Origin of the sequence: Streptomyces sp. NPDC059895 (genome assembly GCF_042731035.1) — a bacterium.
In the GTDB taxonomy this organism is placed as follows: Bacteria; Actinomycetota; Actinomycetes; order Streptomycetales; family Streptomycetaceae; genus Streptomyces.
Window position 1 is genome coordinate 24,259 of sequence record NZ_JBHWKO010000041.1, and the last position, 22,854, is coordinate 47,112.

At 73.6% G+C, this 22,854-nt stretch carries 19 protein-coding genes; 13 read left to right on the top strand and 6 right to left on the bottom strand.

Annotated features, from left to right (window positions below):
- Positions 1–4 precede the first annotated feature (4 nt).
- Complete coding sequence (locus tag ACFV9M_RS32790) at positions 5–1,108, top strand: endo-1,4-beta-xylanase (protein WP_385074093.1); 1,104 nt, start codon at positions 5–7, stop codon at positions 1,106–1,108.
- Positions 1,109–1,151: 43 nt separating this feature from the next.
- Here the strand turns inward: ACFV9M_RS32790 and ACFV9M_RS32795 are convergent, their stop codons facing one another.
- The 3 genes from ACFV9M_RS32795 to ACFV9M_RS32805 all read right to left on the bottom strand — a co-directional run bounded on the left by ACFV9M_RS32795 (position 1,152) and on the right by ACFV9M_RS32805 (position 3,745).
- Positions 1,152–2,192 carry a LacI family DNA-binding transcriptional regulator gene (locus tag ACFV9M_RS32795; protein ID WP_385074096.1) on the bottom strand — a complete coding sequence of 347 codons (1,041 nt, stop codon included), beginning with the start codon at positions 2,190–2,192 and terminating at the stop codon, positions 1,152–1,154.
- A gap of 344 nt (positions 2,193–2,536) precedes the next feature.
- Entirely contained in the window at positions 2,537–2,743 is a 207-nt protein-coding gene (locus tag ACFV9M_RS32800; protein WP_385074099.1) for a DUF5999 family protein, read from the bottom strand.
- A gap of 387 nt (positions 2,744–3,130) precedes the next feature.
- Complete coding sequence (locus tag ACFV9M_RS32805) at positions 3,131–3,745, bottom strand: hypothetical protein (protein WP_385074101.1); 615 nt, start codon at positions 3,743–3,745, stop codon at positions 3,131–3,133.
- A gap of 560 nt (positions 3,746–4,305) precedes the next feature.
- Between ACFV9M_RS32805 and ACFV9M_RS32810 the strand changes: the two genes are divergently transcribed.
- Entirely contained in the window at positions 4,306–5,823 is a 1,518-nt protein-coding gene (locus ACFV9M_RS32810) for a glutamate-cysteine ligase family protein (protein ID WP_385074104.1), read from the top strand.
- A gap of 364 nt (positions 5,824–6,187) precedes the next feature.
- Positions 6,188–6,988 (top strand): CPBP family intramembrane glutamic endopeptidase, encoded by an 801-nt coding sequence (locus ACFV9M_RS32815; RefSeq protein ID WP_385074106.1) that lies wholly within the window; start codon positions 6,188–6,190, stop codon positions 6,986–6,988.
- Between the two features lie 60 nt (positions 6,989–7,048).
- Here ACFV9M_RS32815 and ACFV9M_RS32820 read toward each other — a convergent pair whose 3' ends face one another.
- Complete coding sequence (locus ACFV9M_RS32820) at positions 7,049–7,858, bottom strand: PhzF family phenazine biosynthesis protein (RefSeq protein WP_385074109.1); 810 nt, start codon at positions 7,856–7,858, stop codon at positions 7,049–7,051.
- Between the two features lie 311 nt (positions 7,859–8,169).
- On the opposite strand from ACFV9M_RS32820, the gene ACFV9M_RS32825 reads away from it, so the two are divergent.
- The 5 genes from ACFV9M_RS32825 (at position 8,170) to ACFV9M_RS32845 (ending at position 15,048) form a co-directional block, all read left to right on the top strand.
- Positions 8,170–9,132 (top strand): NAD-dependent epimerase/dehydratase family protein, encoded by a 963-nt coding sequence (locus tag ACFV9M_RS32825; protein ID WP_385074112.1) that lies wholly within the window; start codon positions 8,170–8,172, stop codon positions 9,130–9,132.
- Positions 9,133–9,666: 534 nt separating this feature from the next.
- A complete protein-coding gene (locus ACFV9M_RS32830; RefSeq protein WP_385074115.1) occupies positions 9,667–12,354 on the top strand; it encodes a LuxR C-terminal-related transcriptional regulator in 2,688 nt (895 codons plus the stop codon).
- A gap of 181 nt (positions 12,355–12,535) precedes the next feature.
- Complete coding sequence (locus ACFV9M_RS32835) at positions 12,536–14,176, top strand: MFS transporter (protein ID WP_385074117.1); 1,641 nt, start codon at positions 12,536–12,538, stop codon at positions 14,174–14,176.
- Entirely contained in the window at positions 14,176–14,697 is a 522-nt protein-coding gene (locus tag ACFV9M_RS32840) for a hypothetical protein (RefSeq protein WP_385074120.1), read from the top strand. The genes ACFV9M_RS32835 and ACFV9M_RS32840 overlap by 1 nt, the downstream gene beginning before the upstream one ends.
- Before the next feature lie 153 nt (positions 14,698–14,850).
- Positions 14,851–15,048: a hypothetical protein gene (locus ACFV9M_RS32845; RefSeq protein WP_385074121.1), complete on the top strand. Its 198-nt coding sequence runs from the start codon at positions 14,851–14,853 to the stop codon at positions 15,046–15,048.
- Between the two features lie 124 nt (positions 15,049–15,172).
- Here ACFV9M_RS32845 and ACFV9M_RS32850 read toward each other — a convergent pair whose 3' ends face one another.
- The gene (locus ACFV9M_RS32850; protein WP_385074124.1) at positions 15,173–16,576 is read right to left on the bottom strand and encodes a DUF2252 domain-containing protein; all 1,404 of its coding nucleotides are present in this window, start codon (positions 16,574–16,576) and stop codon (positions 15,173–15,175) included.
- 400 nt (positions 16,577–16,976) lie between these two features.
- Here ACFV9M_RS32850 and ACFV9M_RS32855 point away from each other — a divergent pair, with 400 nt between their 5' ends.
- The 5 genes from ACFV9M_RS32855 to ACFV9M_RS32875 all read left to right on the top strand — a co-directional run bounded on the left by ACFV9M_RS32855 (position 16,977) and on the right by ACFV9M_RS32875 (position 21,183).
- On the top strand, positions 16,977–17,714 hold the full coding sequence (locus tag ACFV9M_RS32855) for an HdeD family acid-resistance protein (RefSeq protein WP_385074127.1): 738 nt from the start codon (positions 16,977–16,979) through the stop codon (positions 17,712–17,714).
- 35 nt (positions 17,715–17,749) lie between these two features.
- Complete coding sequence (locus ACFV9M_RS32860) at positions 17,750–19,090, top strand: hypothetical protein (protein WP_385074130.1); 1,341 nt, start codon at positions 17,750–17,752, stop codon at positions 19,088–19,090.
- Between the two features lie 148 nt (positions 19,091–19,238).
- Positions 19,239–19,709 carry an SHOCT domain-containing protein gene (locus tag ACFV9M_RS32865; RefSeq protein ID WP_385074133.1) on the top strand — a complete coding sequence of 157 codons (471 nt, stop codon included), beginning with the start codon at positions 19,239–19,241 and terminating at the stop codon, positions 19,707–19,709.
- A gap of 31 nt (positions 19,710–19,740) precedes the next feature.
- Positions 19,741–20,178 (top strand): hypothetical protein, encoded by a 438-nt coding sequence (locus ACFV9M_RS32870; protein WP_385074136.1) that lies wholly within the window; start codon positions 19,741–19,743, stop codon positions 20,176–20,178.
- A gap of 171 nt (positions 20,179–20,349) precedes the next feature.
- Entirely contained in the window at positions 20,350–21,183 is an 834-nt protein-coding gene (locus ACFV9M_RS32875; RefSeq protein ID WP_385074138.1) for a class II glutamine amidotransferase, read from the top strand.
- Between the two features lie 204 nt (positions 21,184–21,387).
- Here ACFV9M_RS32875 and argG read toward each other — a convergent pair whose 3' ends face one another.
- Positions 21,388–22,842: an argininosuccinate synthase gene (argG, locus tag ACFV9M_RS32880; RefSeq protein WP_385076416.1), complete on the bottom strand. Its 1,455-nt coding sequence runs from the start codon at positions 22,840–22,842 to the stop codon at positions 21,388–21,390.
- Positions 22,843–22,854 lie beyond the last annotated feature (12 nt).

The following is a 22,854-nucleotide window of genomic DNA, read 5'->3' on the forward strand; positions in this document are numbered from 1 at the left end:
CACCATGTCCCGCACCTCCCGCACCTCCCGTACGTCCCGTACCTCCCGCACGTCCCGCACCCGGCTGAGACTCGCCGGGGCCCTCGCCGCCGTCCTCGTCGCCGCGGGCGTCGCGAGCGGCCCGGCCGCGCAGGCGGGCGAGCAGCACGAGGCGAGGACGCTCGCCGAACTCGCCCAGCGGCACGGCCGCTACTTCGGCAGCGCCACCGACAACCCCGAACTCGCCGACGAGCCGTACACGGCCGTCCTCGGCAGCGAGTTCGACATGATCACCCCCGGGAACGGCATGAAGTGGTACGCCACCGAGCCGCAGCAGGGCGTCTTCGACTTCTCCGCGGGCGACGAGATCGTCGACCTTGCCCGCGCCCACCACCAGAAGGTCCGCGCCCACACCCTCGTCTGGCACAGCCAGCTGCCCGGCTGGCTGACGAGCAGGCAGTGGACGGCGGACGAGCTGCGGGCCGTCCTGAAGAACCACATCCAGACCGAGGTACGGCACTACCGGGGCAAGGTCTACGCCTGGGACGTCGTCAACGAGGCGTTCAACGAGGACGGCAGCTACCGCGAGACGGTCTTCTACCAGACCCTCGGCCCCGGCTACATCGCCGACGCCCTGCGCTGGGCCCACCAGGCCGACCCCAAGGCGAAGCTGTACCTCAACGACTACAACATCGAGGCCGTCGGCCCGAAGAGCGACGCCTACCACGCCCTCGCCCAGGAGCTGAAGGCCCAGGGCGTCCCGCTCGACGGCATCGGCCTCCAGGCCCATCTCGCCCTCCAGTACGGCTATCCGACGACGCTGGAGGAGAACCTGCGCCGGTTCGCCCGCCTCGGCCTGGACACCGCGCTCACCGAGGTCGACGTACGGATGCAGCTGCCGGCGACCGAGGAGAAGCTGGCCCGGCAGGCCGAGTGGTACGGGGACCTGACCGAGGCGTGCCTCGCGGTGCGCCGGTGCGTCGGCATCACCGTCTGGGACTACACCGACCGGTACTCGTGGATCCCGGCGTTCTTCCCGGGGGAGGGGGCCGCCCTGCCGTGGGACGAGAACCTCGCGCCGAAGCCGGCGTACCACGCGATCCGGGAGGCGCTGAGCGCCCGGAGGTGACCGCCGGACCTTCGAGGTGCCGCAGCGGGTGCCGCAGCGGGCGTCAGCGTGCGGGAGCCGGTGGTGCGGTGCTCGACCGCACCACCAGCTCGGTGCCCAGTTCCACGCGGGGCGGGTCGGCGCGCTCGCCGCGGGCCAGGTTGAGGACCGTACGGACGGCGAGTTTGCCCATGTCGGCGAGGGGCTGCCGGACGGTCGTCAACGGCGGCGCCGACCAGCGGACTTCCGGGAGGTCGTCGAAACCGACCACGCTCATGTCCTCCGGTACGCGCAGACCGCGCCGGCGCAGCGCCTCGATCGCGCCGAGCGCCATCTGGTCGCTGGCGGCGAACACGGCGGTCGGCGGCTCGGGCAGGTCGAGCAGCGCGGTGCAGCCGGCGAAGCCGGACTCGGGGTGGAAGTCGCCGGGTACGACCAGGGTTTCGTCGACGGTGAGGCCGGCCGCCTCCAGGGCCGCCCGGTAGCCGTCGAAGCGGGCGCGGGAGCACAGCAGGCGCGGCGGGCCGGCGATCAGGCCGATCCTGCGGTGGCCGAGGGAGAGCAGGTGCTCCGTGGCGGCCCGTCCGCCCGCCCAGTTGGCGGCGCCGACGGCCGGGGTGTCGAGGGCGGGGGAGCCCGTCGGGTCGACCACCACGAGCGGGACCCCGAGGATGCGCAACTGCTCGTGCAGGGTGGGTTCCAGGGCCGAGGTGACGAGGATGACGCCGTCGGAGGCGCGGGCCCGCAGGTTGCGCATCCACTCCCGGGCGGCACCGGAGCGCCCGTGGATCGCCGACACGACCGTGCCCACGCCGGCCGCGTGGGCGACCTCCTCGACACCTCGGATGATCTCCACCGCCCAGGGGCTGTCGAGGTCGTTGAAGACCAGGTCGAGCAGGGCGGCGCGGGTCCGGACGGCGGAGGGGCGTTTGCGGTAGCCGTGCCGGCGCAGCAGGTCCTCGACCCGGGCCCGGGTGCGGGGCGAGACGTCGGAACGGCCGTTGACCACGCGGGACACCGTCGGCACGGAGACACCGGCCTGCCGGGCGATCTCCGTGATGGTGACCCTGCCGCGGGCCGCGGGTGCCGTCTCGTCCGCTGCCACTTCCCCCACCTCCGTCGCGTCCGGGACGCTTCCGTCGAAACTTCCAGGAGTCTTCCGGAAGGGCGGCGGCTGTGGGAAGACGTTCAAGGGAGACGTTCGAAGGAGACGTTCGAGGGTGACGTCCAGGGGTGTGGCTGGGGGGTGTGGCTGGGGACCGGGTCCGGGGTGGCGGCTGCGGGACGACGTGCGGAGCGGCGGCCGTGGGGGTGTGACGTACGGGAGGGCGACCGGGAGGTCACGCGGAGTGAGCGGTCCCGGACACGTGTCGGGGCCGGTGCGCGGCGGAGGCTGCGTCCGGCCCCTCGGGTCGGCGGACGGCGTCGGCCGGCCGTCCGCGGTGGTGCTCAGGCCGCCGTGACGACCCTGCCGGTGCCCAGCGGGCGGTGCGGGGCGATGATCTGGCCGTCCGGCAGGAGTTCACCGGTGTCCTCGAAGAGCAGGACGCCGTTGCACAGCAGGCTCCAGCCCTGTTCGGGGTGGTGCGCCACGAGGCGGGCGGACTCCCGGTCGGCGGATTCGGCTGTCGGACACGGCGGCTGGTGCTGGCACATGGATGGGATCTTCCGCTCTGGTGTGGTGCGTGGACGATGTGTCGTGTCTGTCCCGCGGCGTGAAACGTCGTTCATGGCCGCCCCCCGTTGTGATAAGTCGGTCGGAACCCAGTGTTGCCCCACGGGCGTCGATCCGCAGGGATTTCGCGGCACCGCTTCTCACAGGTTCATGACGCATCACCCTCGCGGGCGGTTCAGCTCAACTACCCGGTCACTTCGGGTGGTTCCCGCTGGTCGGATGGGGCTAGTCCGGGTGGTCAACGGGGTTGCGCGAGAGCACCGTACCCCGCCACCGGGGCCGGTTGCGCGAGAGCACCGTACCCCGCCACCGGGGCCGCGGTGGCGGGGTACGGAGGAGGGGGCCCGGGCCGGCGCCGGGCGGGCGGGTCAGGCCGGTGAGCCGAGGAGGGGCTCCTGGCCGGGTGCGACCCGGGGCTGCTGGCCGGGTGCCACCCGCAGTGTCAGCACCGGCAGCAGTTCGGCGACCCGGTGCGGGCGGTGGGCGGCGATGCCGGGGGGCGCCGGGGCCAGCGGCACCAGCAGGTCGGTCGCGGCGGGGTGGCCGGTGGTGCCGTCGGAGGCGCAGTCGCCGTGCAGCCAGAGCGTGAGCATGTACAGGCCGGGCACGGACAGCAGTCGTGCCTGGTAGGGCTGGGCGGAGGACTCCGCCTGGCGCACCGCGCGCTCGGTGGAGGCGATGTAGGGGCCCTCGAAGAAGTGGGAGAAGGCCCAGCCGTCCGGGGTCAGCCGCGTCTCGGCCGCGGCGACGGCCCGGTCGCCGGAGCGGATCAGGAAGCGCCAGCCGGCCAGCCGGGTCGCGGACACGCCCTCGGCGGTGACGTGGTCCAGGACGTGCACGGGCAGCGGGAGTTCGGGGGTGACGGGTCCCTGGGCGGTGCGCAGGGACGGGGTCCGGTCCTCGCGGACCGCGGTGGGGGAAGCGAGTGCCGTGAGGACGGAGCGCAGGGCGGGCGCGGGAGCCGGGGGGACATGCAGCGGCATGGTGGGTCGCCTCTCATTCGACAGGCACGGTGGCGCGAGGGCGTGGGGCGGACGACGCTGTCAGCTCTCAAGGAAGGTCGGAGAGACAGGGGCCGGGTCTGGAAGTCCGGGGTGCGCGAACGGCCCGCCGTCCGTCACCTCGACGACAGGCTGCATCGACCGTGGGCGCCCACCTTCTCCGCCTTGTTCGCGGAGTTTATACGACACGTGTTCAGACTGTGTTTCGGCTAGTCGCTCCTGGGGCACCCGGCAAGAGTCCATTCGGTCGGCGATTCGTGTGAATCATCCCGATTCAGAGGGGGTGGCGCCCCGATGACCTCGGGATATGCGCGCGCAACGGTCGGCCTATTCTCGTCGACGTTTTTCACGAGCTCCCATTCGTGAAAACGCCGCCAAGCGCCTTGCCCGGTGAATGTGCCTGTGGACTCCTTCGGTCAGGGTAGCGGGTGGCATCGCCGACGGGGGGCGTTATCGATCGACAGGGCTGGGCATCATCCCACCTGACCCCGGGACAGCCGGCGGCCGGACGTCGGCCGCCCCGTGCGAGGAGGGACGCTTCGATGGGGGAGAAGGTCGTGGCAGGCGGGTTCGACCTGGCCGATCGTCAGCGCTACCGCGACAAGCTGCGGCAGTGCCTGACGGGGCTGGAGCGGCTCCTGTCCCAGCAGCGCTTCGACCGCCCGAAGAACCTCATGGGTCTCGAGATCGAACTGAATCTCGCGGGTGTCGACGGCCTGCCGAAAATGCTGAACGGACAAGTACTGGAGCGGATCGCGAGCCGAGATTTCCAAACAGAACTCGCCATGTTCAACCTGGAAGTCAACATCGCTCCACACCGATTGGGTGGCCGGGTATTCGACCGGCTCGCGGAGGAACTCCGCACCTCATTGGCATATGCCGACCGAAAGGCGGGCGAGGTCGATGCGGGAATCGTGATGATCGGTATTCTGCCGACTCTCGACCGTGACGACCTGGTCTCCTCCAATCTCTCCGAGGTGGACCGCTACACCCTCCTCAACGACCAGATCGTGGCCGCCCGTGGCGAGGAGTTCACCCTGGAGATCGACGGCGTCGAGCGCCTGTCGTGCACCTCCAAGTCGATCGTCCCCGAGGCCGCCTGCACCTCGGTGCAACTCCACCTCCAGGTCACCCCGGACCGCTTCGCCGACGTGTGGAACGCCGCGCAGGCCGTCGCCGCCCCGCAGGTCGCCCTCGGTGCCAACTCGCCCTTCCTCTTCGGGCGCGAGCTGTGGCGCGAGTCCCGGCCCCCGGTGTTCCAGCAGGCCACCGACACCCGGCCGCCGGAGCTCCAGGCGCAGGGCGTGCGGCCGCGGACCTGGTTCGGCGAGCGGTGGATCAGCTCGGCCTACGAGCTCTTCGAGGAGAACCTGCGCTACTTTCCCGCCCTGCTGCCCATCTGCGACGAGGAGGATCCGCTGGACGTCCTGGCGGCGGGCGGCGTCCCCAAGCTCGCCGAGCTCGTCCTGCACAACGGCACCATCTACCGCTGGAACCGCCCGGTCTACGGCGTCGCCGACGGCGTCCCCCACCTGCGCGTGGAGAACCGGGTCCTGCCGGCCGGGCCCACCGTCACCGACGTCGTCGCCAACGCGGCCTTCTACTACGGCGTCGTCCGCGCCCTCGCCGAGGACTCGCGGCCGGTGTGGACGCGGCTGCCGTTCGAGGCCGCCGCCGCCAACTTCGAGGCCGCCTGCCGCGACGGCATCGACGCCCGTCTCCAGTGGCCGCGGCGCGGCCGGCTGGGCGGCACGACCGAGGTCGACGCGGTGAGCCTCGTACGCGACGAACTGCTGCCGCTGGCCGAGGCGGGACTGGACGCCTGGGGGGTGGAACCCGCCGACCGCGACCTCTACCTGGGGGTCATCGAGGAGCGGTGCCGCCGGCGGACCAACGGCGCGAGCTGGCAGGTGGCCACCTACCACCGAGCCCTGGAAGCGGGCCTGTCCCGCGACGCGGCCCTCGCGGCGACCACCCGCCGCTACGCCCAGCTGATGCGGCAGGGGGAGCCGGCGCACACCTGGCCGGTGGGGCTGCCGGAGCCGGTGCTCACGCGGTGAGGGCCACGGTGACGGGCTGGAGGCCTTCGTAGGGACCCCTCCGTGCGCGGGGCTCTGTGCGGGGCGTCGAGCGGGGCGTCGAGCGGGGCCCGTACGCGGCTGCTTCCGTACGGCTGCTTCCGTACGGGGGGCCGCTGGCGCCTGCCCTGGAATCATCGGGCAAGCTGTGACGTCCCATGACGGTGGTGTCCTCCCTGTCGGTCCGGGTGCCGGGTGTCCGGTCGCACGGCAGACGACGGCGAGGTGCGCCCCGTACGGCGTCCGTCCCCCCGGCGGCCTGTCGCGCACGTGCTCGCACCTGCTGTCCGAGACCCTGGCGACGCGCGGACCGGGCGGGGGCGGGTTCACCCAACTGGAGGCGCGTGTGCAGGCGGAGGAGGGGCCGGTGGCCGGTTCTTTTCCGCAGGAGCGGTTCTCGCGACGGATCTTCCGTGACGAGACGCTGCTCGTTCTGGGGCTTTCGCTCGGTGCGAGTGGCGTGTCCGCCCTGATCAGTTTTGTCGGATCGGTCACGAAACCGGGAGGCCTGAAGGACCAGGCCGCGACTCTCAACGCCTCGGCCGCGCCGGGCCGTCCCTGGCTCGATCTGGCCTGGCAGCTCTTCGGGATCGCCACGGCCCTCGTCCCGGTCGCCCTCGTCGCGCACTTCCTGATGCGGGAGGGGCGGAGCCTGCGCACCCTGGGTTTCGACCGCACCCGCCCCTGGCCCGACCTCGGCCGCGGCGCCGGGGTCGCGGCGGTCATCGGCAGTGCGGGCATCGCCTTCTACCTGGCCGCGCGCGGCCTCGGCTTCAACCTCACGGTGGTGCCGGAGGCGTTGCCCGACGTGTGGTGGAAGTACCCGGTGCTGATCCTGTCCGCGCTGCAGAACGCGATCCTCGAAGAGGTCATCGTCGTGGGCTATCTGCTGCGCCGGCTGGGCCAGTTGGGCTGGACCCCGGTCGGCGCGCTGCTGGCCAGTTCCGTACTGCGCGGCTCGTACCACCTGTACCAGGGCATCGGCGGCTTCGTCGGCAACCTGGTGATGGGTGTGGTGTTCGTCCACCTCTACCGGCGCTGGGGCAGGGTGGGGCCCCTGGTGGTGGCGCATTCCCTGCTCGACATCGGGGCGTTCGTGGGATATGCGCTGCTGGCGGGGAAGGTGGGGTGGCTGCCGACGGCTTGAGCCACCAGCCACCAGCCACCCCGGTCCGCCCCGGCCCGCCCCGGTCCACCCGGTCGTCGCCTAGACGAGGAGGTCGCCCTCGATGACGGTGACCGCGCGACCGTTGAGCAGGGTGCGCTCGCCACGCACCTCGGTGCGCACCCGGCCCGACCGGGGGGAGGCCTGGAGACCGGTGAGGCCGGGGCGGCCCAGACGCTCGGACCAGAAGGGGGCCAGGGCGGTGTGGGCGCTGCCGGTGACCGGGTCCTCGTCGATGCCGATGTTGGGGAAGAAGCAGCGGGAGACGTAGTCGTAGCCGCAGTCGGGGTTCTCGGCGCGGGCGGTGGCGATGATGCCGCGCGCGGAGTGGGCGGTGAGCGCCTTGTGGTCCGGCCGCAGGGCGTGGACGGTCTTCTCGTCGGCGAGTTCGAGCAGGAGGTCACCGACGTTCGGCCCGGTGTCGAAGGCGGCGAGCGGCTCGGCGCCCAAAGCCTCGGCGGCGCCCCTCGGAACGTCCACGCGGGTGAGCGGGGCGGTCGGGAAGTCCAGGGTGAGGGAGCCGTCCTCGGCGGGCGTCGCGACGAGCACGCCGCTTCGGGTGGCGAACCGCACCGGCCCGTCGTGGGCGCCGGTGGTGTGCAGGACGTGGGCGGTGGCGAGGGTGGCGTGACCGCACATCGCGACCTCGGCGACGGGTGTGAACCAGCGCAGCGCCCAGTCCGCCTCACCACCCGCCGGGAGGGGGTGGGCGAACGCCGTCTCGGCGTGGTTGACCTCCAGGGCCACGTTCTGGAGCCAGTCGTCGCCCGGGAAGGCGTCGAGCAGCAGGACCCCGGCCGGGTTGCCGGCGAAGGGACGGTCGGTGAAGGCATCGACGATTCGAATCCGCATGTCGGTGACGGTAAGGGGTGGGGGGAGCGGGTCGCCAAGGCCAATTCGGAGGGCATGGCCTTAATCGGCGGTGGGGGCCGGGTCCGGTGGGTGGGGGAGGCTTGCCGTTCAAGGGGAGGGCTTGTCCCGTCGCGCGGTCCGGGGGTGCGGGGAACCTACCTCGTCCGCCGGGACGTTGAGGGGGCGAGGGACGAGACGGGCCGGGAGCGGCTGGACGGCGAGGGACGAGACGGGCCGGGAGCGGCTGGACGGCGAGGGAAAGGGAAGCGGCACTGAACGACACGACTGCTGGAGACGACGACGGCACGGTCGTGCTGACCGGGGCGACCGGCTTCATCGGATCGCACGCGTTGCGCGCGCTGCGGGCCCGGGGCACAAGGGTCCGCGCACTGGTGCGCCGCATCCCGGACACCGGGTCCGGATCCGGGGCGGGGGCCGGGGCCGGGGCCGGGACCTCCGTCGAGTGGGTGCGCGGGGACCTGACCGACGCGGACGCGCTGCGCGGCCTGTGCGAGGGCGCCCGGGCGGTCGTCCATCTCGCCTCGTACATCGGCGGGGACGAGAAGCTGTGCGAGGCGGTCAACGTCGACGGCACCCGTGCGCTGATGGCGGAGGCCACGCGCGCTCGCGTTCCCCGCGTGGTGCACCTGTCGACCGCCGCGGTCTACGGCGCCGGCCCGCACCGGGGCATCGCGGTGGACGAGGTCGCGGCCGAACCGGCCTCCGCCGTGAGCGGGACCCGGCTGGCGGGAGAGGCGTGCGCGCGGGAGGCGGACGCCGTCGTCCTGCGGCCCGGGATGGTGGTCGGCGCCGGGGACCGCTGGGTCGTGCCCGGGCTCGGGGAACTCGTCGAGAGGGTGCCCGCGGAGTGGGACGGCGGCCGCGCCCTGCTGTCCGTGGTCGACGCCGGCGACCTGGCCCGCCTGATCACCGCCGCGGCCATCGGCCCCCGCCCGGTGCCGCCCGGCGTGTACCACGTCGGCCACCCCGACCCCGTACGCGTCGGCGACCTGCTGGCGCGGCTGTCGGCGCTCGGAGTGCTGCCGCCCCGCCCCGCCGAGGACTGGCCGTGGCCCACCTGTCTGGAGCGCCTGCGGGCGACCCCCGGCCGCGTCTCGGAGCGCCAGTTCGCGCTGGCCGCCCGCGACCACTGGTACCTCTCCGACGACCTGTGGAAGCTGACGGACGAGCCGCCGGGGCCCGGCCCGCTGAGCCGTCTCGCGGACGCGGCGCAGTGGTACCGCGACCACCTGCGCGCCGCCGGCGCCGGCTGAGGACGGCCCGCACGGGCGCCCCGCCGTGCCCGTGCGCCCACCTCGGTAGCGGCGGTCGCTCGCACCGGGGGCGCCCCGGCCGTGGCCGTCCGGGTGTCTCGCGGTGTGCCCGGCGGTGTGCGGCGGGTGGCGTGGCGCGGTCCGGCAGGTCCTGGTGCCGCGCGGCGGGTGGTGTGGCGCGGTTCGGCAGGTCCCGACGGTCGGTGTGCGGCGGGTGGTGTGGCGCGGTCCGGCAGGCCCACAGCGCCGCACGGCCGGTGGCGTGGCGCGGTCCGGCAGGCCCCGGTGCCGCACGGCGGGTGGTGTGGCGCGGTTCGGCAGGCCCCGGTGCCGCACGGCGGGTGGCGTGGCGCGGGACAGCAGGCCCACAGCGCCGCACGGCCGGTGGCGTGGCGCGGTCGGGTGTGCCCTCGGTGGCGGGTGGGCCCGGGCTGTGTGCGGTGGTCCGGTGCCTCGCGGGGCGCCCCCGGCGGATCACTGCGATGCTGAGAGGGAGCGGTACCCCTGACCTGACGACCAGTGGTGGTGAACGCCATGGCTGGGTTCGAGGAGACCGGCCCCTCTCCCGAGGCGCCGCAGGCCGACCCGCACGGAGACCCGTTCCTGCGGACGCGGTTCGCCGTACCGGCGCGTCCCGTCACGTTCCTCCCGCGCGGGCGCCTGGTCACCCACCTCGACCAGGCTCTCCGGACACCGTTCACCATGGTCAACGGCTCGGCCGGCGCGGGCAAGACGCTTCTGGTCGCCGACTGGGCCGCGCGCCGGAACCCCCGGCCCCTCGCCTGGCTCACCACCGACACCGACGGGCTGGGCCCCGGCATGTTCTGGGCGTACCTGCTCCGTGCCCTGGAGGTCGCCGGTGTGCCCCTCTCCGCCGGAGTCGGGCGCCCCGCCGACGCCGGCCGTGTCGCACCCGGACTGCTCTCCCGGCTGGCCGTCGAGCTGAGCGCGCGCGAGCGGCCCGTGACGGTGGTCGTCGACGAGTACGACCGGGTGACCGACCCGGAGATCGCCGAGCAGCTCGCGTTCGTCCTGCACCACGCCGGGCCCGGCATGCGGCTGATCCTCGTCACCCGCACCGAACCCCTGCTGCCGCTGCACCGCTACCGGGCCGCCGGAGAGCTGACGGAGATCAGGGGCGCGGAGCTGGCCTTCACGCCCGAGGAAGCGGCCCGGCTCCTGGAGCTGCACGGGCTGAGCCTGCCGGTGGACGCGGTGCGCGGGCTCGTCGACCGCACCCGGGGCTGGGCCGCCGGACTGCGGCTGTGCGCCCTCGCGGCCGGCGAGAGCCCGGATCCGCAGCTGTACCTGAAGGAGTTCGAGGCCGACCGGACCGCCGTCGCCGACTTCCTGCTGGCGGAGGTGCTCGACCGGCAGCCGCCCGGGACCCGGGACCTGCTGCTGCGGGTCTCCGTGCTGGAACGCTTCTGCGCCGGGCTGGCGGACGCGCTGACGGAACGCACCGACGCCGGGCCGGTCCTGGCCCGGCTGGAGCGGGAGAACGCGTTCGTCGAGCACCTCGGTCACGCCCGGTACCGCCTGCACCCGCTGTTCGCGGAGATCCTCCGGGCCCATCTGCGGGTGCGCTCACCCGGCCTGGAACCCGAACTCCACCGACGGGCCGCGCGATGGCTGCGCGCGTCCGGCTCCCTCACCGAGGCACTCGGCCACGGCGCGGCCGCGGGCGACTGGGAGTTCACCGCCGGGGCCCTGGTCGGCGACCTCGCCCTCGGCCAGCTCTTCACGGGGCTGCGCTCCGACGACCTGGCCGCGCTGTTCTCCCGGATGTCCCCCGAGGCGGGGAGCCCGGCCGCCGACCTCGTCCGCGCGGCCCGTGAGCTGTCCGCGAACGACCTCGACCACGGCCTGGCCCACCTGCGTCACGCCGAGCGCGGCCTGGCGGAGGACTGCGCGGCGGCGGACGCGCCCGAGCTGGCGGCGGCCCGGCTGAGCTGCGCCCTGCTGCAAGCCCTCGCCGCCCGGCTGACCGGCTCGCCGGGCCTGGCGGAGACGGCGTCGGCGGCGGCCGGCCGGCTGCGGGAGCAGGTTCCCGCCCACCTTCTGGAGCGGCATCCGGAACTCCTCGCCCTGCTGCTGACCCACCTGGGCTCGGCACGGCTGTGGGCCGGGCGCTTCGAGGAGGCGCGGGCCGCCCTGTCCACCGTGGCCGACTGCCCCGGCGGGGACTCCACGGCGCTCCCGCGCGAGGACTCCCTGAGCCGCCTGGCCCTGATCGACTACCTCGACGGCTGGACCGGGCGGGCGGAGCGCGGGGCCCGGGCCGCGCTGACCGAGACGGAGCGGTTCGGCCTGCCCCAGCCGTCCGCCACCGGCGTCGAGCAGCTGGTCCTGGCCGCCGTCGCCGTGGACCGCAACGAGCTCGGCCGGGCGGCCCAGGCCCTCCTCCACGCCGAGGCCGACGCGGGACCGGTCCCGGCCGACCCCGTGACCGCGGCGGGCCGTGCCGTCGCCACCGCGCGTCTGCACCTGGCCCGCGGCGACGTCCGGGCCGCGCTCGAGGCGGTGCAGTCCTCCGTCCGGGCCGACGTGCCCTCACCCTGGGCGCGGGGGCACACGGCGCTCGTCGTCGCGGCCGCGCACCTGGCCGAGGGCCGGCCGCGGGCGGCCGCCGGACTGCTGGAGGAGGTCTCCCACGAACAGGCGGTGTGCGCCGTGGAGGCCGCACGCGCCCAGCTCGCCGCCGGCCGGCCCGCGGCCGCGCTGGACCTGCTCGACCGCATCCGGCCCGAGGACCGTCCGGGACCCGCGGTGACCGTACGGGCCACCCTGGTGCGGGCACAGGCCGCGGACGCGGCGGGGGACGCCGCCGCCTCGCGCGGCCTCGTCGTCCAGGCCCTGCGGGAGGCACGCCACGAACTGCTGCGCCGTCCGTTCCTCGAAGCCGGGCCCTGGATCCGGCCCGTCCTCGCCGCGCCGCAGCCGCGCACGCTCGCCGCGGGCTGGCTCACTCCCGGCCCCGCCCCGCACGACGGCGCGCCGGCGCGGTCCGAGGAGCGGCCGCCGGTCGTCGAGGAGCTGAGCGGACGCGAGTGCGACGTGCTGCGGCGGCTGGCCGAGATGATGTCGACGGAGGAGATCGCCGCCGACCTGTACGTGTCCGTGAACACGGTCAAGACCCACCTCAAGAGCGCCTACCGGAAGCTGGCGGTGAACCGCCGCAACGAGGCGGTGCGCCGCGCCCGCGAGCTGGGTCTGCTGTGAGGGAGGACGCCCCGACGCGCGCCCGGCCCGTCGACGGGCACGGCAGGCGCGGATCCCCCGCGGCGGGTGAGGCGCGGACCGTGGTCCTTCCCTTGCGATGGGGATGGCGGCGGGTCGTCGGCCGGCCGCCGCCCGGCCGGCACCGCCGGTGTCGCGGGCCGATGCGGGCGAGGTGGACACCGTGACCCAGTGGAGGGCGCTCGCCGTCCTGGGCACCGCCCAGTTCCTGATGGTGCTCGACACCTCCGTCATGAACGTCTCCATCAGCCAGCTGGTCGAGGACTTCGACACCGAGGTGACCGCCATCCAGGCCGTCATCACCCTGTACGCCCTGGTCATGGCAGCGTTCATGATCATCGGAGGGCGGTGCGGGGACATCCTCGGCCGGCGGCGCCTCTTCCTCCTCGGTCTCGTCGTGTACGCCACGGGCTCGGCGCTGACCGCCGTCGCTCCGACGCTGTGGGTCCTCGCGCTGGGCTGGTCGGTCATCGAGGGACTCGGTGCCGCGATGGTGCTGCCGTCCATGGCGGCGCTGGTCGCGGAGTCCTACCGGGGACGGGACAGGGCCGTCGCCTACGGTGTCATCGGCGGTCTGGCCGGCGCCGGGATCGCCGTCGGACCGCTGCTGGGCGGCTGGGTCACGACGTATCTCACCTGGCGGCTGGTCTTCGCCGGCGAGGTCGTGGTCGTGCTGGCCGTCCTGTGCTTCCGCCGGGTGATCACCGAGGCCCCCCGGACGGGACCCCACCCGCGGCTGGACGGTGTGGGCGCCGCGCTCAGCGCGGCCGGTCTCGCGCTCGGCGTGCTCGGGGTGCTGCAGAGCAGCACCTGGGGCTGGGTGCAGCCCCGCAATCCGCCCTTCACCGTCCTGGGCTTCGCGCCCACCCTGTTCGTCGTCGGCGCGGGCGTGGCCGTCCTGGCCCTCTTCGGGCGCTGGGAGCGGCACCGCGACGCCCGGGAGGCCGACCCGCTCGTGCACCTGTCCCTGCTGCACCGGCCGGCCCTGCGCTCGGGCCTGATGACCCTGCTGAGCCAGAACCTCATCCTGCTCGGACTGTTCTTCACCATTCCCCTGTACCTCCAGGTGGTCCAGGGGTTCGACGCCTTCGAGACGGGGCTGCGGCTGCTGCCGGTGTCCGTCACCATGCTCGTGACCTCGCTCGGCGCGGCCCGGCTCGGACGGCTCGCCGGACCGCGCCGGGTGGTCCGGCTCGCCCTGGCGACCCTCGCCGCGGCCATCGTGTGGCTGCTGGCCACGCTCGACCCGGCCATCGACGACGCGCAGTTCGCCGGAGCGATGGCAGTGCTCGGCGTCGGCATGGGGCTGCTCGCCTCGCAGCTGGGCAACGTCGTCCAGTCCAGCGCGGGCGAGGAGGAACGCAGCGAGGTCGGCGGGCTGCAGTTCACGGCCCAGAACCTCGGCTCCGCGCTGGGCACCGCGCTCATGGGGTCGATACTCGTCGGTGCCCTGGCCCACGCCTTCACCTCTCAGGTGGAGGACGATCCGCGGCTGTCGCAGGAAGCCCGCCGCCAGACCGGGGTCGCCCTCGAAGCGGGGATCACCTTCGTCCCCACGGAGCAGGTCCGCTCGGCCGCCGAACGCGCCGGGCTCCCCCCGTCCGACGTCGACGCCCTCGTGGACTCCTACGCCGAGGCGCAGCTCGACGGCCTGAAGGCCGCGGTGCTCGCCGCCGGAGGCGTCGCTCTCGCCAGTTTCCTCGTCACCTCGCATCTGCCGTCGTCACGGGCCGAGCGCGCCGAACGGGCCGGCACCCGGCCGGAGGGCGGGCCGACGGCGGACCGGGACCGGAGGAGGAGGTGATGTCCACGGCCGGGCGGGGGAAGGCCGACCGGGCCCGCGGCGCCGAGCGGCGGGCCCACGCCGACTACACCGGCGGCGTCTACGGATCGATGCTCGCGGCCTCCGTGGTCGTCGGCGCCGGGACGCTCGGCTCGTACCCACGCCTCGAACTGGTGCTGCTGTTGCTGCTCACCGGGGTGGCGTTCTGGATCGCGCATGTGCACGCGCACCTCTTCGGGGCCCGGCTGGCGCAGGGGAGCCCGGACCGCCCGGACGTGCTGAAGGCGTGCCGTGACGAGTGGCCGATCGTCAAGGCCGCCGTCCCGCCGGCCGTCGCCGTGGCCGTCAGCCCCCTGCTGGGTCTCGACCTCCAGGGTGCCCTCTGGCTGGCCCTCGCCGTCGCCGTGGCCGGGCAGGTGGGGTGGTCGGTGGCCGCGGCACGACGTGCCGGGGCCTCACGGCGTCTGACGGCCGTCACCGCGTCGGTCAACCTGGTGCTCGGTCTTCTGATCATCGCGTTCAAGATCTTCCTGAAGCACTGAGGAACGGACGGGCCGCGCACCGCGCCGGGCCGCGTATCACCTGCCCGGGGTGAGGCCCCGGAGGCCGCCGGGGCGGACCATCACAGGGCAGGGCGACGAACGCGGGGAAAAGGGCGACCCGCCCACCCCGGGCCGCCCGGGGGAGAACAGGTGATGCGCTACGAGATCCGCGTCGACGGATTGCTGTCGGAGACGCTGACCAGGGCCTTCCCGGAGCTGGACCACGTGGTGATGTCCGGTCAGACGGTCCTGTTCGGGTACGTCGTCGACGAGGCGCACCTCTACGGGCTGCTGGCCCGCTGCCAGTCCCTGGGGCTTCGGGTGCTGGAGATGCGGCAGTTGCCGGAGTGACCCGAGGTGCGGGAGGTACGGCGGCGGGGGGCGGGGTCTTCCGGTGCTTCCAGTGCTTCCGGTGCTTCCAGTGCCTCCGGTGCTTCCGGTGCCTCCGGTGCTTCCGGTGCCTCCGGTGCGCGGCTCAGTGGCTCTCCGCCCGGACCCGGCCCGAGCGGGCGGCGGCGTCCAACGCCTTGAAGTCCCGGTCGTTCTGGTCGGCGTAGGACTGGGCGAAACCGGTGAGCGCGCGGTCGAAGCGGTCGCCGCCGCCGAGATAGGCGGCGATGGCGACCGGGTCGCCGGACCGGGCGTGGGCCCGTGCCAGACACGCCCCGCACTGCCGTGCGAACAGGCGCAGCAGCGCCGGGTCCATGGTGTCCGGCCGGGCGATGCCCTTCCAGTCCCACAACTGGCGTACGTAGAAGTCCCGTTCGCGCCCGTCGAGGCCCACGGCGTGCGTCCAGCCCAGGAAGATGTCGCTGGTCGTCTGGATCAGCCGCTGGCCGGTCACCACACGGCGGCCCTGGTTGTCGTAGCGGTCGCCGCCGGTGTGCGGGGCGAGGACCGACTCCTGCGCCTCCTTGGCCTGGAGCAGCAGGGGATCGTCGTCGTCCCGGCCCAGCAGGAGCAGGATCCAGCAGCGTGTGCCGACGCTGCCGACGCCCACCACCTTGCGGGCGACGTCGGCCAGGCGGTAGTGGCGCAGCAGATGGCGCCGCTCGGACGACAGGCTCCGCGCGTACCCGTCGAAGACGTCGTGGAGGTCCTTCTCCTCCTCGCCGGGGTCGGTCGTCAGGTCCCGGAGCGGGACGATCAGCGGCGGGTCCGGTGCGATGCGCCGTCCCTCGGCCGTGCCCCGGGTGAGCTTCTCGAAGGCCTGGAGATGGGTGCGGGTCCGGGCGTGCGCCGTGGCCTGTGCCGTCCGGCGCCGGGCCTTCCGGTCCATCGAGGAGGCCAGCAGCTCCCGTATCCGGTCGGCGTCGTCCTGGGCGTACCAGACGTCCAGGGTGCGCATCCCGGCGAAATCCCGCATGCGCTGCCGATAGGCCCGTACGCCTGTGCGGACCACGTCGTCCTGTTCACCGGCGGAGAAGCCGTTGGCCCGGCCGGCGATCACGAAGCTGGCCGCCAGCCGTTTGACGTCCCACTCGAAGGGACCGGCCAGGGTCTCGTCGAAGTCGTTGACGTCGAAGACGAGATGGCGTTCGGGCGAGGCCAGCAGGCGGAAGTTGAGCAGATGGGCGTCACCGCAGAGCTGCACGGTCAGGCCGGTGCTCGGCGCGGGCCCCAGGTCCGCGGCCATGATCGCGGCCGCGCCCCGGTAGAAGCGGAACGGGGACTCGAGCATGCGGGCGTAACGGACCGGCACCATCTCCGGCAGGCGGGTGGCGGACTGACGCTCCAGGACGTCCACCGGGTCGGTGCGTCCCGCCGCCGCCTCGAACCAGCCGTGGCAGGACCGCGGCGCCCGGGCGCGGGCCTTCCGGCCGTACGCCGCTCGCTCGGCCGGTGACAGGGAGGGCGTGAACGCAATCGGTACGACCATGGCTCCCACTCCCACTTCCTGGACGGCGTCCTCGGCATACCCCGGAGCGCGCCCGTGACAGCCGGGTTTCCCTGCCGGGTTCCCCCGCCGGGTTCCCCCGCCGGGTTCCCCTGCCGGGTTCCCCCGCCGGGTTCCCCCGCCGGGTTCCCCTCGGCCGATCCGCGTCCCGTCGCCCGGCCGATCCGTGTCCCGTCGCCCGAGCCGGGGGCTCCTCGGGGTCGTGCCGCAGGCCGGAGTGCCGCTTCGCGCACCCACCTCACCGTCTCCGCGCCGCACACGGATCACCCGCGGCGGGTGACCCGGCGGCCCCGGGCCGGCGGGACGCTGGCCCGGTGGGGTCACCACACACCGCCCCGCCGGCGGTCCGGGAGCGGCCCGCTCGATCACGCGAGGAGGAGCCATGACCATGTCGCGTGGTCCGGTACCGCCCACCGGACCGGAACACCCCTCCGGCGGGGCGGCCTCCGGGCGGGAGCGCGCTCGGCGGGCCGACCCGGCCGACCCCTTCGCATCCGCCGCCACGTCCACCACCCCCGTCCCGGCCGACGTGCTGGCCGCGCTCGGGCGCTCGTGGACGTGGATCCTCGGTGCGGCCTTCGCCACGCTCGTCCCGGGTGTGCTCGTCCTGGTCTGGCCCGACGCGACCCTGCACGTGCTCGCCGTCCTCGTCGGCCTGTACCTGCTGGTGGCCGGGCTCTTCCGGTTCGTCGACTCCTTCGCCCGCGGCGACCACGGCGAACGGCTGCCCAGCCTCCTCGTGGCCGTGCTCTACGTGCTCGCCGGCGTGCTGTGCCTGCGCAACCCGTTGCAGACCGTCACCGCGCTCTCACTGATCGTCGGGGCCGTCTGGCTGGTCTCGGGCATCCTCACCCTCCACACGGCCCTCGCGGCCAAGGACATGCCCCACCGGGGCGTCGTCCTCGGCGCCGCGGCGCTCGCCGTCGTCGCGGGGATCGTGGTGCTCGCCCTGCCCACGGAGTCGGCCCGGGCGCTGACCCGGCTGCTCGGGCTGTGGCTCGTCCTGCTCGGGCTGGCCGAGGCGGCCGTCGCCCTCGCCTGGCGGGCCGCGCTGCGCCGGGCCGGCGTCGGCGGGCGGGGCGGCGTCGGCGGGCGGGGCGGTCCGGACGAGGCCGGCTGAGACCGAGGCGTGGCACACACCATCAAGGAGGAACCATGGTCTCGGGCCCCACCTCAGGACCGTCCCACGCCGGTAACGGCCCAGGCGGCGGCCACGCCCTGACCGCCGAGGAACGCGCGGAGTACGAACGGCTGCGCCGGGCGGAGGGAGCGCACCACCGGCGCCTGCGCACGGCGGGCGCCGCGGTCCTGCTGGTGGTGACCCTGCTGCTCGCCCCCGCGGCCGTGGTGGCCGCCTGGGTGCAGGACACCGTCACCGACACCGACCGCTATGTGCAGACCGTCGCGCCGTTGGCGTCGGATCCGGCGGTCCAGGAGGCCGTGACCGACAAGCTGACCGACCGCGTGGTCGACAACGTGGACGTCCAGGCGGTGACGGACGCCCTGACGAAGGTGCTGGCGGACGCCGGTGCGCCGCCCCGGGTGGTGGCGGGCGCCGATGCCCTCACCGGCCCGCTGCGCTCCGCGGTCGAAACGGTCGTCCGCCGCAACGTCGAGCGCGTGATCAGCAGCGACGTCTTCGAACAGGTCTGGGAGCGCGCCAACCGGCAGGCCCACGCCGCCGTGCTCGACATGCTCACCGGGGATCAGCAGGGGGTGCTGCGCGCCTCGGGGGACGCCGTTCAGCTCAACCTCGGCGCCGTGGTGGACGACGTGCGCCAGCGCCTCGTCGACCAGGGCTTCGAGAAGGCGGCCGCCATCCCCGACACCGACCGCACGATCACGCTCTTCCGCACCGAGGAACTCGGCAAGGCGCAGGACGCGCTGCGGCTGCTGGACGTGGTCGGCGTCTGGCTGCCCGTGCTGACCGTCGCGCTCGCCGCCCTCGCCGTCGGGACCGCTCCGGGACACCGGGTGATGCTGCTGATCACCGCGCTGGGCGTCGGAGCCATGATGGTGCTGCTGCTCGTGGCACTGGCCGTGGTGCGGCGGGTCTACCTGAACGACGTTCCCCCTTCCGCCCTGCCGCCCGACGCCGCCGCGGCGATCTTCGACACCTTCCTCCGCTTCCTGCGCGACAGCACGCGCACCCTCCTGGTCGTCTCCCTGATCGTCGCCCTGGCCGCCTACCTGTACGGTCCCGGGCGCGCGGCCCGCTGGGTGCGCGGCTCGGCCGGGCGCTGGACCACGGCCGGCGGGCGGGCGCTGGGCCGCGCGGGCCTGCGCACGGGTGGGGCGGGACGGTGGCTGGACACCCACCGGAAGGGCGTCACCGGCGTCACGATCGGGGCGGGCGCCCTGGCGCTCGTGCTGTGGAACCACCCCACGATCGCGGTGGTGGTGCTGGTCCTGGTCCTGGTGGTCGTGGTGCTGATCGTCGCGGCGCTGCTCGCCGCCGCGGCCCCCGGCCGGGACACGGCGGTTCCGGAGCCGTGAGCCACGCCCCCCGGTGTGACCTCCGGCGCCCCACCGGAGGTCACGGAATGCTCACCCGCCCCGGGTGAGGCGTCCCGCCGGGTCCCGCGCGCACCCTGGGAGCGGCTGGGCACGGCACGACGGCCCGGGTCCGGAACGGAGGAGAAAGATGAGTGAGGACGTGTACCTCGCGTACGACTTTCCGCTGTTGAGCGCCTTCTGGACGATGTTCTGGTTCTTCCTGTGGGTCATGTGGTTCGTCCTGCTCTTCCGAATCGTCGTGGACATCTTCCGGGACGACCACCTCAGCGGCTGGGCGAAGGCCGGCTGGCTGGTGTTCGTCATCGTCCTGCCCTTCCTGGGCGTGTTCGTCTACGTGATCGCCCGCGGCAAGAACATGGGCGGTCGCGAGATCGCGCAGGCACAGGCCCGCCAGGAGGCCTTCGACAGCTACGTCAGGGAGACCGCCCGAGGCGGCGCGGCCCGGCCCAGCAGCGTCGACGAACTCGCCAGGCTGTCCGAGATCCGTGCCCGCGGAGACATCACGGACGAGGAGTTCCGCCGGGCCAAGCAACTGGTCCTGAGTGGCCACGGCCCCGCCGAAGGCCCGGGTCCGGTCCCGACCGCCCCCGGCCGCTGAGTACCGAACGACACCGAATCGAGGAACCGGGATGACAGGGACACACACCCCGCAGACAGAGTCGGCCAAGTACGCGTGGGCGGAAGGCCTGACCGTCTTCGCCGCCGTCACCCTCATGCTGGCCGGGGTACTGGGGATCTTCCGGGGGATCATGGGCATCGCCGAGGACGACGTCTTCGTGGCCACCCGCAACTACGTCTTCCAGTTCGACCTGACCGGCTGGGGCTGGACCCACCTGATCCTGGGCGCGCTCGCGGTGATCGTCAGCCTGGGACTGTTCCAGGGGGCCCTGTGGGCACGCGTCGCGGGCGTGGCCATCGCCGGACTGATCATCATCGCCAACTTCCTCTCCCTGCCGTACTACCCGATCTGGTCCGTCGTGATGATCGCCTTCTCCGGGTTCGTCATCTGGGCCCTGTGCGTGGCGCGCGGGGACCGCTCGGGCGGCGGGTACGAACGCCGGGCGTAACCGGCCCCGCAGCGGCCCCCGGCCGTCGGCACCGGGGGTCGCCGGCCCGCCGGGTGACCGGCAGGGTGGCATCCCGGGACGGCCGGGTGCCGTCCCGGTACACCGGGTGCGTCATCCCGGTACAGCAGACATCGGCCGCCGGCGGGCCGGCGGCCGGGAAAGCGGTGGCTCATGTGCCGTTGGCTCGCCTACTCGGGCACCCCCGTCCTGCTCGACGCCATCCTCTACCGGCCGCAGCACTCGCTCATCGACCAGAGCCTGCACGCCCGGATGGGTGTGGAGACGACGAACGGCGACGGGTTCGGCGTCGGCTGGTACGGGCCGCACGTGGACACCCCCGCAGTGGTCCGGGACATCGGCCCCGCCTGGAGCAACCACAACCTGCGGGAGATCGCCGGCCACGTCCGCTCGCCGCTGTTCTTCGCCCACATCCGGGCCTCGACCGGATCGGCGGTGCAGCAGACCAACTGCCATCCGTTCCGCCACGGCCGCTGGATGTGGATGCACAACGGTGCCATCGCCGAGTTCCACCGGATGCGCCGCGACCTCGCCCTCGCCGTCGATCCGAGCCTCTTCCTCGACATCGAGGGCTCGACCGACTCGGAGATGATGTTCTACCTGGCGCTCACGTTCGGACTGGAGCAGGACCCGCCGGGTGCCGTCGCGCGGATGGCGGCCCTCGTCGAACGGGTCGGCCATGAGCACGGCGTGGAGTACCCCCTGCAGATGACGCTCGCCGTCACCGACGGCCGTCGGCTGTGGGGGTTCCGCTACTCCAGCGAGCGGGCCTCCCGCTCGCTCTTCTACAACACGCGGGTGGACACCCTGCGCGGCCTCCACCCCGACGTCGGTTTCCTCCAGGAACTGTCCGACGAGACCCGGCTCATCGTGTCGGAGCCGCTGGGGAACCTGCCCGGCGCCTGGATCGAGGTCCCCGAGGGCACCTACGGCGTGGTGCAGCCGGAGGGGGACGAGATGCGTCCGTTCGTACCCAAGGCGGCGTAGGACGGCGCCGGGAGCTCAGCGACGGTACCGGGCGCCGGGAGTTCAGCGACGGTACCGGGCGCCGGGAGTTCAGCGACGGTACCGGGCGTCGGGCGTTCTGTGGCGGTACCAGGTACCGGGGCGCTCCGCGACGGTACCGGGAACGGGAAAGGCCGGCTCGGCGCCGTCGCGCCGAGCCGGCCCCGCCACTGCCGCTGCCGCCGGTCAGTCCGTGCCGAACTCCATCGCGGCGCGGTCCAGCAGTTCGTCGTCGACGGAGACCTCGCCGCGCGAGGCGATGGCCTCGGCGCCGCCCTCCGGCATCTCCGGCATGGTGCCGATCAGCCCGGTCGCGGCCGCCTGAGCGGCGCCGATGGCGGGGCTGCCGGTGCCGATCAGGCCGAGGCCGGCGTACTGCTCCAGCTTGGCGCGCGAGTCGGCGATGTCGAGGTTGCGCATGGTGAGCTGGCCGATCCGGTCGACCGGGCCGAACGCCGAGTCCTCGGTACGCTCCATCGACAGCTTGTCCGGGTGGTAGCTGAACGCCGGGCCCGTGGTGTCGAGGATCGAGTAGTCCTCACCGCGCCGCAGCCGCAGCGTCACCTCGCCGGTGACGGCCGCGCCGACCCAGCGCTGCAGCGACTCGCGCACCATCAGCGCCTGCGGGTCCAGCCACCGGCCCTCGTACATCAGCCGGCCCAGACGCCGTCCCTCGGTGTGGTACTGGGCGAGGGTGTCCTCGTTGTGGATCGCGTTGACCAGGCGCTCGTAGGCCGCGTGCAGCAGGGCCATGCCGGGCGCCTCGTAGATGCCACGGCTCTTGGCCTCGATGATCCGGTTCTCGATCTGGTCCGACATGCCCATGCCGTGGCGGCCGCCGATGGCGTTGGCCTCCATCACCAGCTCGACGGCGGAGGCGAACTCCTTGCCGTTGATCGAGACCGGGCGGCCCTGGTCGAAGCCGATCGTCACGTCCTCGGTGGCGATCTCGACCGACGGGTCCCAGAACCGCACGCCCATGATCGGCTCCACGGTCTCCACGCTGGTGTCCAGGTGCTCGAGGGTCTTGGCCTCGTGCGTGGCACCCCAGATGTTGGCGTCGGTGGAGTACGCCTTCTCCGTGCTGTCGCGGTAGGGCAGGTCGTGGGCGAGGAGCCACTCCGACATCTCCTTGCGGCCGCCCAGCTCGGTCACGAAGTCCGCGTCCAGCCAGGGCTTGTAGATCCGCAGGTGAGGGTTGGCGAGCAGGCCGTACCGGTAGAACCGCTCGATGTCGTTGCCCTTGAAGGTCGAGCCGTCGCCCCAGATCTGGACGTTGTCCTCGAGCATCGCCCGGACCAGGAGCGTGCCGGTGACGGCGCGGCCGAGCGGCGTGGTGTTGAAGTAGGCGCGCCCGCCCGAGCGGATGTGGAACGCCCCGCAGGCGAGCGCGGCCAGGCCCTCCTCGACCAGCGCCGCGCGGCAGTCGACCAGGCGCGCGATCTCGGCGCCGTAGGTCTTCGCGCGGCCGGGCACCGAGGCGATGTCGGGCTCGTCGTACTGGCCGATGTCGGCGGTGTAAGTGCACGGAATGGCGCCCTTGTCGCGCATCCACGCGACCGCGACCGACGTGTCGAGGCCGCCCGAGAAGGCGATGCCGACGCGCTCGCCGGCGGGAAGGGAGGTGAGGACCTTGGACATAGGAAGAGTATG

Bases quoted from the DNA above. Each gene is read 5' to 3' on its own strand.
- ACFV9M_RS32790 (WP_385074093.1), top strand. From the start codon at position 5: ATGTCCCGCACCTCCCGCACCTCCCGTACGTCCCGTACCTCCCGCACG.
- ACFV9M_RS32800 (WP_385074099.1), bottom strand. From the start codon at position 2,743: ATGTGCCAGCACCAGCCGCCGTGTCCGACAGCCGAATCCGCCGACCGG.
- ACFV9M_RS32805 (WP_385074101.1), bottom strand. From the start codon at position 3,745: ATGCCGCTGCATGTCCCCCCGGCTCCCGCGCCCGCCCTGCGCTCCGTC.
- ACFV9M_RS32810 (WP_385074104.1), top strand. From the start codon at position 4,306: ATGGGGGAGAAGGTCGTGGCAGGCGGGTTCGACCTGGCCGATCGTCAG.
- ACFV9M_RS32820 (WP_385074109.1), bottom strand. From the start codon at position 7,858: ATGCGGATTCGAATCGTCGATGCCTTCACCGACCGTCCCTTCGCCGGC.
- ACFV9M_RS32830 (WP_385074115.1), top strand. From the start codon at position 9,667: ATGGCTGGGTTCGAGGAGACCGGCCCCTCTCCCGAGGCGCCGCAGGCC.
- ACFV9M_RS32840 (WP_385074120.1), top strand. From the start codon at position 14,176: ATGTCCACGGCCGGGCGGGGGAAGGCCGACCGGGCCCGCGGCGCCGAG.
- ACFV9M_RS32845 (WP_385074121.1), top strand. From the start codon at position 14,851: ATGCGCTACGAGATCCGCGTCGACGGATTGCTGTCGGAGACGCTGACC.
- ACFV9M_RS32850 (WP_385074124.1), bottom strand. From the start codon at position 16,576: ATGGTCGTACCGATTGCGTTCACGCCCTCCCTGTCACCGGCCGAGCGA.
- ACFV9M_RS32855 (WP_385074127.1), top strand. From the start codon at position 16,977: ATGACCATGTCGCGTGGTCCGGTACCGCCCACCGGACCGGAACACCCC.
- ACFV9M_RS32860 (WP_385074130.1), top strand. From the start codon at position 17,750: ATGGTCTCGGGCCCCACCTCAGGACCGTCCCACGCCGGTAACGGCCCA.
- ACFV9M_RS32865 (WP_385074133.1), top strand. From the start codon at position 19,239: ATGAGTGAGGACGTGTACCTCGCGTACGACTTTCCGCTGTTGAGCGCC.
- ACFV9M_RS32870 (WP_385074136.1), top strand. From the start codon at position 19,741: ATGACAGGGACACACACCCCGCAGACAGAGTCGGCCAAGTACGCGTGG.
- ACFV9M_RS32875 (WP_385074138.1), top strand. From the start codon at position 20,350: ATGTGCCGTTGGCTCGCCTACTCGGGCACCCCCGTCCTGCTCGACGCC.
- argG (WP_385076416.1), bottom strand. From the start codon at position 22,842: ATGTCCAAGGTCCTCACCTCCCTTCCCGCCGGCGAGCGCGTCGGCATC.